We start from the raw sequence: 16,024 nt of genomic DNA, 5'->3' as shown, positions 1-16,024 counted from the left end.
TATAGACAAGGGTTTTTGTGCAGCTTACAACGCCCAGTTGCCTTTTCTGAATACAGGCTCTACCGTACCGTCGGCAAGCTCTCCGTCAATCTCCAGCTCCGCACAGCCGATCATAAAATCGACATGCGTCAGGCTGACGTTAGCCCCGCGTTGCAGCAATTCTTCTTTGGACAGCTTCGTGCCGTTTTCCAGCGTGAACGGATAGGCGCTTCCAAGCGCAAAATGGCAGGAGGCGTTCTCATCAACACCTGTATTGTAAAAGATTCGGTTCAAATTGGAGATCGGAGAGTCAAAAGGAACGAGCGCAACCTCGCCCAAGTAGTTGGCCCCTTCATCGGTGCCAAGCAAATCCTTGAGATATTCCAAACCAACCTCCGCCGTATAGTCAACGACTCTGCCGTTCTCAAAACGGAATGAAAACCGGTCAACCAGTCTGCCGTTCAAATTCAGCGGCTTTGTACTGCTCACCGTACCATTAACTCCATCCCGCTTCGGCAGCGTGAACACTTCCTCCGTCGGCATGTTCGCTACGAAGGCAATCCCTTGATCGTTGAGGCTTTCGCCGCCGAACCACAGGTGGCCTTCAGGCAGCTCTACCGATAGATCGGTTCCCGTGGCCTTATAGTGCAGCCGCTTGTACTTCTTGTTATTCAAGCGCTCTCTCATGCGTTTGAGCTTCTCGATATGCTCACGCCAAGCCGCTACAGGATCCTCCTGATCTACCCTGTTGATCTTGAACAAGGTCTCCCACATAGCGTTCACCTGCTCGTCTTCCGGAAGGTCGGAGAATACCTTGGCTGCCCATGCTTGAGTCGGAGCCTTGACCAGGCACCAGCTGAACGCTTTGTTGCGAACGTAGCTCTGGAATTTTTGCCGCGCAACGGAAGCCGCTTTCGTAGCAGTCGATACTTTGTGCGAATCGATGCCCTGGTACAAATCCGGATTCGGTACTTTAATATTTAACAGCGCCCCGCCGCTTTCGGCCAGCTGCTCCATCATTTTCGCCGTCCATTCCGGGTAGAAGCCGAACGATTCCTCCGGCGCATATTCGAAGCGAGTGCGTGTCACCGCTTCATCGTCCCAATTGACTTGAACGTACTTGGCTCCGGCCTCGTATGCTTTTTTGACGATATAACGGGTTAATGGTGCGACCTCAAGCGGAGATTCAATCATCAACACTTGTCCCGGTTGAATATTGACCCCGATTTTGACTAGAAGATCAGCGTATTTTTCTAAATTTGTGTCCAATGAGTTCATGCGGCAGTGCCCCTTTGATCATTTTTATCCATTGGTTAATTATCCGGCTTTTCAGAGAAAACATCAAGTTTAATCTTACCATGTCTTCCTAATAGATCAAAGCCCGCCTCCCCCTAGATGTCAAAAAACAGCCTGGCCGTCTGCGTCGTCGCCTGAGCCACTTCCTCCGGGCTTCGCCCGATGCAATCCGATACCGCCTTCACCACATGCGGAAGAAATGCCGGCTCGTTGCGCCCGTTTGCCGGCTTAGGCTCCATATCCCTTGGGGTAAGGAAAGGGGCGTCCGTCTCCAGCATCAAGCGATCAAGAGGAATGGATTTGACCAGCTCGCGCAGATGCTTGCCCCGCCGTTCATCGCAGATCCAACCGGTAATACCGATGTGGAACCCCATATTCAAGTAGGTCCGAAGCTCGTAGGAGCTGCCGGTAAAACAGTGCACCACCGCCTTGCCCAGCCGGCCGCGGAATGGCTTAAGTATCGCTGCAAAATCGTGATGAGCCTCCCGCTCATGCAGAAACAGCGGCATCTGCAGCTCACAGGCCAGAGCAGCCTGCTCCTCGAACCAGCGCTTCTGTACATCGCGCGGGGAGAAATCGCGGTTGTAGTCCAGACCGCACTCCCCAATGGCCACAACATGCGGCAGCGCCGCAAGCTTCTTCAAATCACGAAGGGTCGATTCGCTGCAGCTTTTGGCATCATGAGGGTGGACGCCCGCCGTAGTGTACAGCTGTCCCGGAAACCGTACGGCATAGCTTGCAGCCTGCTGGCTGCTGCGGAGGCTCGTGCCGGTAATAATCAACGGCGACACTCCGGCCTGTGCGGCCCGCTCAACCACCTGCTCCCGATCCTCTTGGAAGGAACGGTGCAGCAGATTGACACCTATATCAATCATGTTCTCATTCATGTCTTATCCTTCCCTCTCCTTGCCGTCAAGAGCCTTAAAGCATGAAGCCGGCACGGCATCTGCGAGCCATACTTCATTGCCGGCATAATAAAATACGACGCCCTCAGACTCCGCCTTGCCCGTATCTATCGTCAGTATGACAAGCTCACCTCGGCGGCTTCCAGCCATGGCCGCAAAATGAGTTCCCTCCGACAAATGAACGTACTTCCGGTTCATCGGACGGAGCCCTTCACGCAGAATGGAAGGCAAAGCTTCTGTATTCGTTCCGTGATATAATACGGACGGCGGCGTGCCGGGAGTATATTGAACCTTATCGTGACTATGGCCGTATCTGGCTCTGATCCGGTCGCCGCGGATTTCGAACCGCTGTTTATCCGAATTGGCTACTACCGTTCTTATGTCCTCTGCCGTTACCCGTCTCCAGCGCGGCTCTGCTTGAATGACCGCAACCAGTTGATCGAACGGACACGAGCCATCCTCCGGATCCAGCTTCAGGCCATGGCTCTCCGGCGTATGCCGAAGCAGCCTCGTCATAAATTTGCTCAGGCTGATTTCCGACTTTTGCTGATGCATTTACTTCACTTCCTTACATAACTTAACCTTGAATTTGTCTCCACAAATCTGATGATTCTTATTATACCGATTCCAAGCGAAAAGAAATGGTAAAATTTAAGTATAACGATCTAACTCGCGCCGCTCCGCTGCATCCTATGCCCTTGGAAAGCTTATAACGCTATGAGGGCAAAAAAGCTGCGCAAGGAGATATCCCTCACGCAGCTCATAACCCTTACTTAGACCATTCTGCTCTCAATGCTTCCACATAGCTTGTCAGATCCTGTTTAGCGGGGACAGAAATATGCCCTGCCAGCGCTTTATTGTCCATATGCTTCAGCATCTCTTCCAGAAATTTGATAGCCTGCTTCGCCGATCCCTTATCCTTGTGATGCTGCGCCTGCTTCAAAGCGTTCCGCAGTTGCCCCGCCAGGGGATCTTCCAGCTCCGCTGAAGCCTCATACCGCTCCAGCTTCGCCGTTAATGTCGACAAGGTCGGTACAAGCCTGAACGTTACGGCATCCTCCCGGCGATTTCCTGCCAAGTCCTCGACACGGACCTTAACGCTTTGCTCACCCCATAACCCGGCGAAATCGATAACCCCCTGCGATTCATAGGTTACACCGGTTACCGTGAAGGAATGCTTCGCCAAGCCGGACAAGGCGTCCTGAGCCTGCAGCTTCAGCGTCAAGACCGGCTGGTCGTCGGGAAACGACGCCGTACTCGGTACAGGCGTACCGTTGACTGAGAGCTGATAGACCGGTGCTGACTTATCTATAGGGATAGCCAAAGATTTGACCGGCTCTTCATTGCCGGCGGCATCGACGGAACGGTAATACAGCGTATGCTTCCCTTCCTCCTTCAGGACTATGGGAGTCGTATAGGGCACCCAATCCGCCTGAGAGTCGATGCGGTACATAGTCGACACAGCGCCATAATCGGCATCCGGGACATTTAACGCCACCGTAACGTCGGTCGTATACCATCCGTTCGTTCCTCTTCCCTCTGCGTGAGCGATTGTCATAGCATAGGGACCTACGTCGGCCGGAGTGAGTGCTTTGCGTACGACCGGCGCGGCGGAATACTCATCGGCTCCCACGTCATAAGCTTCCCGGGGCTGCCCGTCAAAGTCGTCCGTGACGAACGGATAGCCGCCTGCGCCTGCCCCTATCGCAGGGCTGGAGGAAGAGAGCTTCCACAGCCCGTCCACTTCCGTAAGCGCCGGATCGATATTCAGAATCTCGTTCGGGGCGTGAGGTTCATTGCTTAGGACGGCTCCGAAGCCGATATTGCCTTCAAACACCGTGTTGGATTTCAATCTTTCGTTGTACAGCGTGCCCTTCGAATTTCTTACGATATTATTGGCAACCCGGCTGTCCACGGGAGGCTTGTCCTTATCGTATTTTCTTCCGATCGTAATGCCGTTGGCGCTGTCCACGATGGTATTGTTAACTACGAGTGCACGGTACACCCGCCAATGCTTGGACAAATCTCCGCTCGTATAGCTGCTTCCATCCGGCCCGGCGTCAAAATCGCCGGAATCGATATCGATAGGAAAATGGGTCAGATTCTGCATGTAGTTGTTATAAATTTTATGGTCGTTGCCATAAATCCGAAACCCTCCTACTCCGGCCTTAACCCCGTCCCCACGAAAATAGTTGCCGTAGAAGCTGTTATTCATGCCATGACGCGAGGTCACCTGCCCCTTGCTGTTCAGAAATGTGTTGTATCGAACCGTGTTGCCGGAGCTTTTCACCGAAACAATTTCATCGTCGCTGTCGACATTATCGAATACATTGTACTGTATCGTAGCGAAGCCCTCCGTCATGGATAAGCCGGACAGGCCTGCACGAATCGTCTCGCCCCCGTTCACAGGCTGAGCCAGCGAATCGTGGAAATAGTTGTATTCGATGACATCATACTTGGACATGACGCTGCCTTGAAAGGCGATCATCTGACCCAGATCGGACCGGGGTCCGAATTCATTATGATCGATGCGGTTATGATGGCTGCTCGCCCCTTCCAGCGAAACCCACTTGTATCCGTTCTTGTTATACGGCTGAGTCAAGGCGAAAGTATTCCGCGTCAGACGAATATGATCGGAATTCGTCAGTCTGACGGCTGCGGGAATCGTGGTGGCGTCTTGAATAAACTTTAATCCTTGAATCGTTACATAAGAAGACTTGTCTACATTAAAGTAGCTGCTGCCCGCTATGACAGCTTGTCCTTGGTGGGCCGCCCGGATCACGATAGGCTTCGATTCGCTTCCGCTTTTCCCCGCAATGGGAAAAGCCGTATCTGCGTACGTTCCGTCCGCAAGAACGATCACCGTTCCTTCTACAGCTTCGGCGATAGCAGCGTTAAGCTCTGACGGGGTGGCAACGTATACGGCTTGGACCTCGCCGGCCAAACTCGCAGTCTCAGCAGGAGCCGACAGGGCCGGTACCGTTCCAACGGGAAAAGCCAGCATACACGCGCAAACGAATGGCAATACAAACTTCTTTTTAGGCACAATATCCATCCCTTCTTTGATCAAATGGGCAACGCGGGTTATCGCTAAAAGCCGCAGTCCTCTTCACTATATTTGTATGCGCTTTCAATCGCAATGTTCTAAATTCACATTTATATGCAGAATATTCACCTTCCGTGAGCAGAAAGGGAAAGGGTCACCTGTCACTTTGGCGCTATAGCCCCATTAGCAGATGATCCTCTTCCCATCCTTTCGTAATATCCCTTCAGCCGCTATGCTCCTGCCCGGCGACTCCCCAAACTTCCTTCAAAGCGGCCCGGAACAGGTCATCCAGCTGCTGATCCCTTTCTGCCGCCGCATCGCTCATCTCTCTAGCCGATTGCTCAAAATGCCTGATCTGCTGCTCCAAAAACGAGTTGATCGGACCGATTCTCGGCTCCAGATCCAGCTCCTCTCCGGATGTCTTGCGCTCGACCAGTGTCTGAATCGCTCTGTCCAGCTCGCTGCCCCCCGGTATCAGCTCTCTCACCAAGGAACCGAATTCCATCGGCGGCATCGTCCCTACCCGCTCAATCCATTGACAAGCTAGAATCGGGCGAAGCACGTAAAAATATTTTTTGATCTTCACCTGCTCTCCCTGCAAATAGTCCCGGTAATTCCGCTTCGCCATGTGGAGGTAATGGTACAGGCAGGACTTAGGTGAAAACGTGAGCGGCGAAAGGCTGCGGATTTGCTCGGTTATCGTATAGCTCTCGTAATAAATGATCGGAGATTGAAGCCATTCAAGCAAGGGTGGATTCGATTTGCGGAACAGGTTCAATGCCTTCTTGATATCCCAACCGTTGATATCGAGCATGCTGCTGATGGGCCGCTCGATTACATCTCTTTTATCAAATATAGATAAATACCAGTCGACAGGCCGGATATAGAGAAACCGGACGTCATAATCGCTATCCCTGGACGGGAAGCCCCACGCGCGGCTGCCGGATTCACAAGCGAACAGGATGCGTACCTGCTCCTTCTGTTCGATGAGCTTAAGCTCATCCTGGATTTGCTGTCTTATAGAGGACTCGATCATCCTGCAATCCCTCCCATCCGATATAAAAAGTATGGAAGACCAGGACGCCTCGTTCGAACGCCTCTTTTAAGGCCCCGGTCTTTTTCTTGTTCCTAGTATTGCTCATTCGGCGGTCAATGAACACGGCGGAAGTATGGCGACCGGATTTTTTCCATTTTCACCCTCCCCTTCCCCTGTTACAATGATAGAATAGCCTGACATCAACGGAGGATCCCTCATGGCCAAAGAAAGCTTCGATAAAGAAATCCAGTTTCTGCGCATGCTTGTGCTGACGAGCGGCGCCTACAACCGGCAGCAATTCGCCGAACGTCTCGGCATTTCCGTTCATACCTATGATAAAACGATACGGCGCCTTAAGGCCATTGTCCAAACCATGTATCAACAGCTTCCGCAGGAGCAAAGCAAGGAGTTCGCCCAGGCACTGCGCTTCAATTATTACGAATCGGCAGATCCTATGCTGCTGTTCCTGTATAGAGCCAAGTCTCTGAAGGACTCGGAGACGTACCGGCTTTCCCTGCTCCTTACGGCGATGCAGCAGGAGCCGATGACGGCCATGGCGCTGTTGGACCTGTGCACCGAACAAATGCCGGCGGACCTGCCGCTGCCCGACGAAAAGACGCTACGCTCCGACCTCAAGTATCTGGAGGAAGTCGGGGTCATACGTAGAGAGGCGGGGGGACGCCCCTACCGCTACCGGCTCCAGGATGATTTGCTGAAGGAGCTTACTTACGACGAGCTTGTCGATTTATACGACTTTGCGGATGTGATGTCCAACACCCAGGTGCCCTCAGTTCAAGGATATTTGCTGAGGGACGTGCTGAAGAAAGCGCTGCTGCAGGCGAATAACGCTGTTCCTTTTGTCATGCCCTTTTTATATAAATATCATTACCCTTCACGCATTCTGGATGAGGCGCATTTTCACACCTTGCTTCAAGCGATACGGGAGCGGCGGCTTGTCAGCTTCATCTATTTTTCTCCCAAATCGCATAAAAGCTACGCCTCCAAAAATACGAATCCTTTGTTCGAGCGGGAGACGGCAGGCAAACAAGAGCTGGTTCTGCCGATCAAAATCGTCTACGACCATCAATACGGACGATGGTATCTGCTGGGCAGTGCCGTCAAACACACCTTGAAAAAATACCGGATGGAGGGAATCACTCAGATCGAGGAGGGGGAGTCAGTGTCGGAGGAGCTCTTCGCTCTTAAGCAAAAAGGCCTGGAGGAGCAAATCCGTTATAGCTGGCTCATCGATACCGGTCGCCGAGTGACGGTCAAAGCCCGGTTCTATCACCCGGAGAACTCGAAGAGCAATTTTGTGAAGGAAAGGGTACTTCTGCAGGGCCAGTGGGGGCGGATAACGGAAGAAGACGATACGTCGTTCCTCTATGAGATCGAGGTGAACGGGACAACCGAAATCAAGCCTTGGCTGCGCAGCTTCGGGTCCAGCTGCGAAGTGCTGGAGCCGCTCTATTTCCGTAACGAAATGATTGAGGAATGGAAGGAGATCCTAAGCTATTATGAATCTGTTTGAGAAAATGTTCAATTACCAAATCATCTCCCGCCTCGAGGATTCCGGCACCTTCACCGTTACGGCCCAGGAGAGGGCATGGCTGAAAATCATGCTGGAGCACCCCGGCGCATCCGACGCCTTCATGCCGTCAACCAGGGAAAAGCTCGGGCGTATGCTGGAGCAAGAGCCTGAGCTGGACTTTGCCGGCGCTTTGATAGAGAAGGCCAAAAATGTGGAAAAGCAGGTCTACCATCCGATGCTTCGCCTTCTTCGACGGGTTATCATGAACAGGAACGCTCTTTCTATCACGTTTCAGGTCAAAGACGGGCGTTCCTTTCATGAGCAGCTCGGCTTTCCCTTTAAGCTGGAATATTCGATGGTCAAGCGGGAATGGTATCTTCTCTGGCATCATTTGAACAAGCGGGCCTTCATGTCCACGAAGCTTCAGCACATCCTGTCGGCTGTCGAAGTGCCCTTCCCGGACGAGGAAGCGGAGAGGCTGAACGAGCGGATATCTGCCCTTCTCGAATCGCGCAGGGAAACGGCCCTGATCGAGGTGGTGCAGGCGTATAATAAGGAGCTTTCGCGAATTCTTTACGCCTTTTCCTGCTTTGACAAGGAAGTCGCTTACGACGCAGAATCCGATACTTATCGTATCACCCTTACATTTCCTAGTGATGAGAGTGAGACGATCCTTTCCAAAATCCGTTTTCTCGGGAAAAGAGTACGCGTTGTTGAGAGCGGCAAGCTACAGCGGCGCATGCTGGAAACAGCGACGAAGGCATTGGACCGGTACAGGCCTTTGGAAGAGCCGCGGTCCGACGATCTTCAATGACTGCGAGACTGCAATCCGGATGGTCCCGCGGAGAAGAAGCGCGTTAGGGAACCATTCGGGGAGGAATGGGTAGGAATGATAACAAATGATGGTGGAGGAGGCGGCTTATGCTTACTAAAAGCTGCCTTTTTTCCAGTTTCTCCGAAAATGCTCGTACACCTCGTAGTTGTACCAGCCAAGCTTTTGCTTGAGCGCCGCGCAGAAGGCGATGATCAGCTCCGAGCCCTCGGAATGCTCGAACTGTACGCCCCTCTCAGCAAGATATTCAGCCATGGCTTGAAACGGCTCATCCTCATGCCGAATGCGATCCCGAAGCGCTAGAATCTCGTCCAGCAGGGATTGGATCTGAAGCTCCCCGGCTTGCTCGGAATGCTCTCCGGCAGGCTTATAGATGCTGGTGAATAAGGCATCGATACGTTCGTTATCGATCTCCGCCCTTACCGTGCCTTCGCTCCGCCCGCTTCCGAACAATGCCTCAATCTCTTGCTCCAGCAGCGTAAGCAGAGGGAAGCCGGACTCATAGCCGAGGCTTTCGATCAGTTGACGATAGTACCAGGTTTGCTGCTCCTTGCCCCTCTTGAACCGTTTCCAGACGGATTCTCCCTCCGCCTCCATCGCTCTTATCGTGCTGCGGACATTATGCAGCTTATCCGCACAGGCGACCATACGAATCGGCCTGGGCGCTGTTTTCAAATATTGGATCGTATGCTCCTTGCGTTCCTCCCAGGACAGCGACTTATCCGGCTCCGAGCACCCCAGCACAATATCCGCCACCTGAGCTCCGAATAGACGGTGCAGATCCTCGTAAGTGGTCTCGGTATCCTCCAAGGTGTCGTGCAGAATGCCTGCCGCTATGACCTCGGGCTTGCATCGAGCCTCCTGCAAAATCATTCCTACCGCAAAAGGATGTGAAACATAGGGAATATCGGTCCCTTTACGTACCTGCCCCCGGTGGGCTCTTGCCGCGAACTCGATTGCTCTGTCTATGATAGATGACAATGCATTCCTGCCTCCTCTGCGAATAAGATCCATCAGGGACTCCAACGGCTGAACAAGGTTTGTCCTTCCGCCTTCATCCTGATTCCTTACATTGTACCTCTTTAAAAGGTGAAAACCAAGGACATGCCGGCCGTTAAGCTGCTATCGTGAGAATAAATCCTTAACGATACCAGCCTCCTGATAGCTTGATCAAATTCCCTCCACAAGCTCCGTCAAGACCTTCCCAATGCTGTCATGTATCAAGTAATCGGCACGACGGTCGTAGGCTGTTTCCGAGCGGTTGATCAGCGCAAGATGATTACCGCCGTAGTATCGGATGAGTCCAGCCGCCGGATTGACCGTCAATGACGTGCCGCCGACGATCAGAATATCCGCATGAGCTATGTAGTCGGCCGCCTGCTCCACCACTTCATGATCAAGCGGTTCCTCGTACAGCACGACGTCCGGCTTCACCGTGCCGCCGCATCCCTCGCACTTGGGCACAGAATCGCCACAACTAACCATATGTTGCAATGGATAAAATGTGCCGCATTTCATGCAATAATTTCGATGGACGGAGCCATGAAGCTCCAGTACCTTTTGGCTGCCTGCCGCCTGGTGAAGCCCATCGATGTTTTGCGTAATAACCGCCCGAAGCTTTCCTGCCTGCTCGAGCTGTGCCAAAGCCTTATGAGCGGCGTTGGGCTCTGCGTCCTGATAAATCATCCGGGATCTGTAAAAGTCGAAGAACAGTTCTGTATGCTCCATAAAAAAGCTGCGGCTCAGCATCGTCTCCGGAGGGTAAGGGAAGCGTTCCTTCTCCTGATACAGTCCGGATGCCGAGCGAAAATCCGGAATGCTGCTCTCCGTCGAGACGCCCGCTCCGCCGAAAAATACAATATTATTGCTTTCCGCTATAACGCTTTTTAATTGATGAAGGTCCATTTCATCCACTCCACTTAGTGATCGTTTGGCATTCCTTGCAAGTCAAAAAAGCCATATTCCTATTCTATACGCAATCTAGCCAAATAAGATTCATAGCAGCTTCGATCCCTCCACCCTCCATTCAGAGGATCATTGGTCATACAGCCGGAAGAGTACTATAATGAGATATAGAGGCTTTCATGGACAAAAAAATCAAAGGAGATTCACCTTATGAGTACAGATTACAGCAAGGAAGCGGCGGAATCGGCCGGTACAGGTGCAGGATCGCTTACCGGCAGCCGCCGGATCCTTATCATGACCGCGGTCGATGCGGAAAGGGACGCTGTGGTAAGGGGGCTTCGCGGGAATCCCCGCTTTGACGTCAGGTCCGCAGGCGTCGGGCCTGTAGAAGCCGCCGTGACGACAGCGACCCTATTGGCAACAGCGAATGAAGCCTACGATCTCGTAGTCTGTGCGGGAATCGCAGGCGGCTTTAAAGGACAAGCCGAAATCGGCTCTTTGGTCGTGGCAAGCGAGATTGTCGCAGCCGACCTTGGCGCACAGACGCCGGACGGTTTTCTCAGCCTGGACGAGCTGGGCTTCGGAAGCTCCCGCATTGCGGCAGCCACAGAGCTCGTCGAGCCGGTTACCAGCGCATTGCGCAGCGCGGGTCTGCAGGCCGTCTCCGCTCCTGTGCTTACCTTATCGACCGTTACAGGCACGGCGGAATCGGCTGAAGAGCTGGCTTCGCGTATACCCGGCGCTGCCGCAGAGGGCATGGAGGGCTTCGGCATAGCAGCGGCCGCGCACAAATTCGGAATTCCCGTCCTCGAAATCCGTTCCATTTCCAACGCCGTTGGCCCGCGGGATAAAGCCGCTTGGAGAATCGGAGACGCGCTCCAATCATTGGAAGCAGCAAGTACAGTCTTAATGGAGGTATTATGATGAAAATCGCATTTTCACCGTGTCCTAACGACACCTTTGTATTCCACGCCTGGGTTCACGGGCTGGTCCCCGGTGCGCCTAAGCTGGAGGTTACCTACGCCGACATCGATATTACGAATGGTCTGGCCGCAAGCGGCAGCGGACCGGAAGTACTGAAGGTATCTTACGCTGCCCTGCCCTGGGTCATGTCGGAATACGCTTTGCTCCCATGCGGGGGAGCTCTTGGAAGAGGCTGCGGCCCCTTGGTGCTGACCCGAAATAACGTATCGGCTGCCCAGGACCCGGCCGTATTGTCGGGCAAAAAAGTTGCCGTACCGAGCGAGCGGTCAACCGCTTATCTGCTGTTCCGGCTATGGGCCGCACAAAATGTACCCGGCGGCGTCGGGGAAATCATCGTGATGCCGTTCCACGAAATTATGCCGGCCGTACGTGACGGCCATATTGATGCTGGCCTTGTGATTCATGAAGCAAGATTCACCTACCCATCCTACGGGTTAAGCCTTCTGACCGATTTGGGCAGCTGGTGGGAATCGGACACCAAGCTTCCGATTCCGCTTGGGGCGATCATCGCCCGCCGTTCGCTGGACCTGGCGTCAATCGCTGCATGGACAAGGGCATCCGTCGAATACGCATGGGCGCATCCGGATGTTTCCAAGGAGTATATCTTAAGCCACGCACAGGAGATGGACCCGGACGTAGCTCAAGCCCACATCAATCTGTATGTCAATGAATTCACAGCCAATTTGGGTGAGGACGGTTATGGAGCGGTCTATGCCTTGTTAAGCCGCGCTGCTCAAGAAGGACTGGTTCCCGAGTTCGATCTCGCCTCCCTCCGTTTGTAATTTCGCGGGAGCCCTGATCGTATCGTTATGTTAAACCGCCTGCAGGCGTTGAAGCTGTTGGGATTTTCTTGGCGGCTTGAATGCCTACAGGCGGTTTCTCAATTCCTCTTTGATACGATGTGTATATTTTTTTATGTTTAAGGGATTGATTTCACTGGTAAAACGTGTAATAATACATCCATGGATACAGTTTGTACCAAACGAGCGATGGAGGGGTTACCTGTGAATGGGAGTATTGTAAACCTGATGAATATGGAAGAACTGGATCGAGAGTGGACCGACCTTATCAGGACGGCTCGCAAGCAGGGACTCAGTGCCGAGGCCATTCGGACTTTCTTGAGAAACCCGGGTCACTTCGAGCTATCCTTGCATCCGTCAATGAAAAGCTACGCTCCGGTCGAAGCGCACGAGTACCTCGAAGCCAAATAAGCATATAGCAAAAAAACGAATGTTCACTTCCGATGATCTCGGAATCCTATACATACGGTTGTGGTCATTAAGCCCCGCTTCGGGGCTTTTGCCGTTTTTCATCCCCTTGTCACGGCTGGCCTTGACCAACAGAGCTGCCGGAGCCGGCAATGCCTCCATAGATATCAGGGGATGCTCCCTGAAGCACAGGCGCCCTGCACGGTACCAAGGATAGGTGCTGCTCGTCGAGCGAAGCCGCAAGCACAGTGCCCGGCTATGTGCAGCCGATGCAAGGCCTGCTGATAGTCCGGAATAGCGCAAAACCCGGCATGCCAAAGACTATGCCTGGTGCAGGCGCATTCACTGCATAGGCATTGTACTCTGTCAGGCCGGTCATACGCTGGATAGGCACCCTGGCGTACCCGCCGGTAAACATTTATATGGTGGTGAACTAAAAGATGGCGGTCAATAAGGCAGCTAACCCGATCCACCTGAACCAACCCCTACTGGTTAAACTTGTTTTTTTCGTTGTGCCATTTCATAAATTCAATCACAATTTTGTACTCATGTATGCGTTCTTTTTCGATACCCGAATTTTTCAAGTCACTAATGAAATCAAGCCACTCTTTGTCAGGATGCTGTTTAATCTCCGCGTCCGTCGCTATTTTGAGCAGGGTCTTGAGATCGACCTTTAGTACGGAAGCTATTTTCTCCATGACATGTATAGAAGGATTTTGCTTCAGATTACGTTCAATATTGCTTAAATACGATTTGGAAATACCGGTCCGCTCCGAAAGCTCGGATAAAGTAAAACCCCTTTGTTTTCGTATGGAGGATATATTATTACCGATCATGGTCTCTATCACTCCATAACGCTGCACATAAGCTTTCCTGCTGTTCCCGCATCACACCCTCAATGCTTATCATCCAACATTAACCCCCCGTGTTATGACCTTCCGCTCCATACTCCACATAGTCCTTTTAAACCAGGTAAAATTCTTGCAAGAGCGATGACAGGAGTCCTTGGTTTTACTTCTCGGACGCTCCTCTACCTTCCCCGATGCAGAATCTTTCCTCCACAAACTATCCGTTTTCGGATTAAAGCGCTTACTATTCTTATCCTGATCTGTCTTCATACGTGCTGCCAACCGGCTTGTACCGTCGTTGACTATTCACCTCCCCCAATGACTTCCCTTCAATGAACCTGCAGCCCTCCAACCATTCCCGCCAGAAGCTGAATACATCGGCATGAACCTACATAAATTTTTATAAAAGGGGGTCGTGCGTTATGTATTCGCTGCTAACGGGAACATGGAAGAAGGCACAATATGTTTACCATCAAGTGATGCATGCTTACCATTGCACTCTCTATAAGGATTGTCTCGACATGCAATTGAAAGCGCATTATTACCGGATGGCGAGGCATCATGAACTCAAACTTAAGTCGTCCGGCTGTTAGCTGCTTGCCGCTTTCTCCAATACAGCAGTCCTGGCAGCCGACGCTATAGCCTTCTTGATACATTCGATCACTCTTTGCTGCTCTTCCGCGGTCATTCTGGAACCGGACGGAAGACATAAGCCTGAAGCGAACAGCTGCTCGGAGACACTCTCTTGCTCTCCGTGCCTATAGTACTTACATCCCTCAAACAACGGCTGCATATGGAGCGGCTTCCATACCGGCCGGGCTTCGATGTTCTCTTCCGTCAGCGCCGCCAGCAGCTGGCTGACGGTTACCCCAGCTTCGTCCGGGTCCAGCGTTAATACGGTTAGCCAGCGGTTCGAACGGGTTTGGTCCATCTCCGGCATGAACCGGATACCGGGCAAATGGGACAGCTCCAAATAATATCGCTCGAAGATCGCTCTTCTTGCTTCGACCCGATCGCTCAAAACCTCCAGCTGCGCTCTTCCGATGCCGGCCAGCACATTGCTCATGCGGTAGTTGTAGCCCATCTGGCTATGCTGGTAATGCGCTGCCTGATCTCTTGCTTGCGTAGCCAGGAAACGGGCGTGCTGCAGCGCCTCGATATCGTTAGAAACCAGCATTCCTCCGCCGGAGGTAGTAATAATCTTATTGCCGTTAAAAGAATAGACACCGTACTTACCGAAGGTTCCGCTGGCTCTGCCCTTGTATGTCGAACCGAGCGATTCCGCTGCATCCTCAATGACCGGGATGCTGTAGCGATTGCAGAGCGCGACGATTTCATCCATCTTGGCGCTTTGCCCGTACAAGTTGACGACAATGACTGCTTTGGGCAGGCTGCCTTCCTTCGCCGCATCCTCAAGAGCCCGTTCAAGCGCTTGAGGAGACATGTTCCACGTTTCCGGCTCGGAATCAATAAATACCGGAACGGCCCCCAGATACACAATCGGATTGGCGCTGGCTACGAAGGTGAGACTGGAGCAGAATACCGTGTCTCCTTCCTTGATGCCGATCAATCGCAAGGCCAAATGGATGGCCGCTGTTCCCGAAATGACAGCTGCGGCGTCTCTGACGCCGACATAGGCGGCAAGCTCCTTCTCGAACGCATCGACATGCGGTCCTAATGGAGCGATCCAATTTGTATCGAAAGCATCCTGAATATATTTAATTTCGTTCTCGCTCATATGGGGAGCGGACAAATAAATTCTTGGTTTATCCTTACTCATTGTGGAGGATCACGTCCTTTCTCGGGAATATGTCGCTTATTTCATTGCAGCGTGTTACTCTAGCAGGACTTCCCACCGCCGTACTGAACGCGGGAATGTCACTGATCACCGTCGAACCCGCACCTATAATGGACCATTCGCCTATCCATTTGCCCGGAATTATAGATGCCCCCGCTCCAATCAGTGTCCCTTCCCGTACGGTCACAGCCCCCGTCAACGTGGCACGCGGTGCGATATGCGCATAATCCGATACCCGGCTGTCATGCTCCACTATAGCCCCTGTATTGATAATCGAATGATTGCCGACGACGGCGTCCGCGTTAATTGTGCATTGAGCCATAACAACCGTACCGCGGCCTATCTTCACGCTGGGACTAACCACCGCGGAAGGGTGAATCAGTGAAGCGAAGCGATCCTCCGAAAAATCAAGCGAAGCGGCAATCGTTTTTCTGACCTGATTGCTCCCTATAGCGATAACAAATCTCAATTGGTCGTTTTGGCTCAGCAATTCAGTTGCCGAAGCTACAGGCCCTCTGTACATACCGTCTTCAAAGCATGCAAGCTGCTCGTATTTATCGTCCAGAATCGCCTTCACCTTACCATTATGACTTCGAATGATGTCCATAATGACTTTACTATGTCCACCCTCGCCGATGACGGCAAGCTCCATGCTT

The 16,024-nt window shown here is 52.5% G+C and carries 16 protein-coding genes; 6 read left to right on the top strand and 10 right to left on the bottom strand.

The window, feature by feature from the left end:
- Nucleotides 1–24: 24 nt before the first annotated feature.
- From B1728_RS19880 to B1728_RS19860, 5 genes are all read right to left on the bottom strand, one after another.
- Nucleotides 25–1,257, bottom strand: coding sequence for an aminopeptidase (locus B1728_RS19880; protein ID WP_079912138.1), 1,233 nt, complete (start codon nucleotides 1,255–1,257; stop codon nucleotides 25–27).
- Between the two features lie 113 nt (nucleotides 1,258–1,370).
- A complete protein-coding gene (locus tag B1728_RS19875; RefSeq protein ID WP_079912137.1) occupies nucleotides 1,371–2,162 on the bottom strand; it encodes a TatD family hydrolase in 792 nt (263 codons plus the stop codon).
- 3 nt (nucleotides 2,163–2,165) lie between these two features.
- Nucleotides 2,166–2,735 (bottom strand): RNA 2'-phosphotransferase, encoded by a 570-nt coding sequence (locus B1728_RS19870; protein WP_079912136.1) that lies wholly within the window; start codon nucleotides 2,733–2,735, stop codon nucleotides 2,166–2,168.
- Between the two features lie 214 nt (nucleotides 2,736–2,949).
- Nucleotides 2,950–5,226: a polysaccharide lyase 6 family protein gene (locus B1728_RS19865; protein WP_179136101.1), complete on the bottom strand. Its 2,277-nt coding sequence runs from the start codon at nucleotides 5,224–5,226 to the stop codon at nucleotides 2,950–2,952.
- A 223-nt stretch (nucleotides 5,227–5,449) separates the two neighbouring features.
- Entirely contained in the window at nucleotides 5,450–6,262 is an 813-nt protein-coding gene (locus B1728_RS19860; protein WP_079912134.1) for a nucleotidyltransferase domain-containing protein, read from the bottom strand.
- A gap of 217 nt (nucleotides 6,263–6,479) precedes the next feature.
- On the opposite strand from B1728_RS19860, the gene B1728_RS19855 reads away from it, so the two are divergent.
- Together B1728_RS19855 and B1728_RS19850 are read left to right on the top strand one after the other, a co-directional pair.
- Complete coding sequence (locus tag B1728_RS19855) at nucleotides 6,480–7,793, top strand: helix-turn-helix transcriptional regulator (RefSeq protein WP_079912133.1); 1,314 nt, start codon at nucleotides 6,480–6,482, stop codon at nucleotides 7,791–7,793.
- A complete protein-coding gene (locus B1728_RS19850; protein ID WP_079912132.1) occupies nucleotides 7,780–8,607 on the top strand; it encodes a WYL domain-containing protein in 828 nt (275 codons plus the stop codon). The genes B1728_RS19855 and B1728_RS19850 overlap by 14 nt, the downstream gene beginning before the upstream one ends.
- A gap of 114 nt (nucleotides 8,608–8,721) precedes the next feature.
- Here B1728_RS19850 and B1728_RS37255 read toward each other — a convergent pair whose 3' ends face one another.
- Entirely contained in the window at nucleotides 8,722–9,606 is an 885-nt protein-coding gene (locus tag B1728_RS37255) for an HD domain-containing protein (protein WP_306293540.1), read from the bottom strand.
- A gap of 189 nt (nucleotides 9,607–9,795) precedes the next feature.
- Complete coding sequence (locus tag B1728_RS19840; RefSeq protein ID WP_079912130.1) at nucleotides 9,796–10,530, bottom strand: NAD-dependent protein deacylase; 735 nt, start codon at nucleotides 10,528–10,530, stop codon at nucleotides 9,796–9,798.
- Between the two features lie 210 nt (nucleotides 10,531–10,740).
- On the opposite strand from B1728_RS19840, the gene B1728_RS19835 reads away from it, so the two are divergent.
- The 3 genes from B1728_RS19835 to B1728_RS19825 all read left to right on the top strand — a co-directional run bounded on the left by B1728_RS19835 (nucleotide 10,741) and on the right by B1728_RS19825 (nucleotide 12,725).
- Nucleotides 10,741–11,454 carry a futalosine hydrolase gene (locus tag B1728_RS19835; RefSeq protein WP_079912129.1) on the top strand — a complete coding sequence of 238 codons (714 nt, stop codon included), beginning with the start codon at nucleotides 10,741–10,743 and terminating at the stop codon, nucleotides 11,452–11,454.
- The gene (locus B1728_RS19830; RefSeq protein WP_079912128.1) at nucleotides 11,454–12,296 is read left to right on the top strand and encodes a 1,4-dihydroxy-6-naphtoate synthase; all 843 of its coding nucleotides are present in this window, start codon (nucleotides 11,454–11,456) and stop codon (nucleotides 12,294–12,296) included. Before B1728_RS19835 ends, B1728_RS19830 begins: the two co-directional genes overlap by 1 nt.
- Before the next feature lie 222 nt (nucleotides 12,297–12,518).
- A complete protein-coding gene (locus B1728_RS19825) occupies nucleotides 12,519–12,725 on the top strand; it encodes an anti-repressor SinI family protein (RefSeq protein ID WP_079912127.1) in 207 nt (68 codons plus the stop codon).
- Between the two features lie 482 nt (nucleotides 12,726–13,207).
- On the opposite strand, the gene B1728_RS19820 is transcribed toward B1728_RS19825, so the two are convergent.
- The gene (locus B1728_RS19820) at nucleotides 13,208–13,558 is read right to left on the bottom strand and encodes a helix-turn-helix domain-containing protein (protein WP_079912126.1); all 351 of its coding nucleotides are present in this window, start codon (nucleotides 13,556–13,558) and stop codon (nucleotides 13,208–13,210) included.
- Between the two features lie 434 nt (nucleotides 13,559–13,992).
- On the opposite strand from B1728_RS19820, the gene B1728_RS36345 reads away from it, so the two are divergent.
- Nucleotides 13,993–14,163: a hypothetical protein gene (locus tag B1728_RS36345; RefSeq protein ID WP_179136100.1), complete on the top strand. Its 171-nt coding sequence runs from the start codon at nucleotides 13,993–13,995 to the stop codon at nucleotides 14,161–14,163.
- On the opposite strand, the gene B1728_RS19815 is transcribed toward B1728_RS36345, so the two are convergent.
- Nucleotides 14,160–15,350: an aminotransferase class I/II-fold pyridoxal phosphate-dependent enzyme gene (locus tag B1728_RS19815; RefSeq protein ID WP_079912125.1), complete on the bottom strand. Its 1,191-nt coding sequence runs from the start codon at nucleotides 15,348–15,350 to the stop codon at nucleotides 14,160–14,162. The genes B1728_RS36345 and B1728_RS19815 overlap by 4 nt on opposite strands.
- Nucleotides 15,343–16,020: an acetyltransferase gene (locus B1728_RS19810; RefSeq protein ID WP_079912124.1), complete on the bottom strand. Its 678-nt coding sequence runs from the start codon at nucleotides 16,018–16,020 to the stop codon at nucleotides 15,343–15,345. Before B1728_RS19810 ends, B1728_RS19815 begins: the two co-directional genes overlap by 8 nt.
- Nucleotides 16,021–16,024: the final 4 nt, after the last annotated feature.

Source organism: Paenibacillus sp. 32352, assembly GCF_002042965.1.
Lineage (GTDB): Bacteria > Bacillota > Bacilli > Paenibacillales > NBRC-103111 > Paenibacillus_S > Paenibacillus_S vulneris.
Note: the sequence above shows the minus strand (reverse complement) of the source record. Positions and strands in the feature narration are given on the sequence as shown.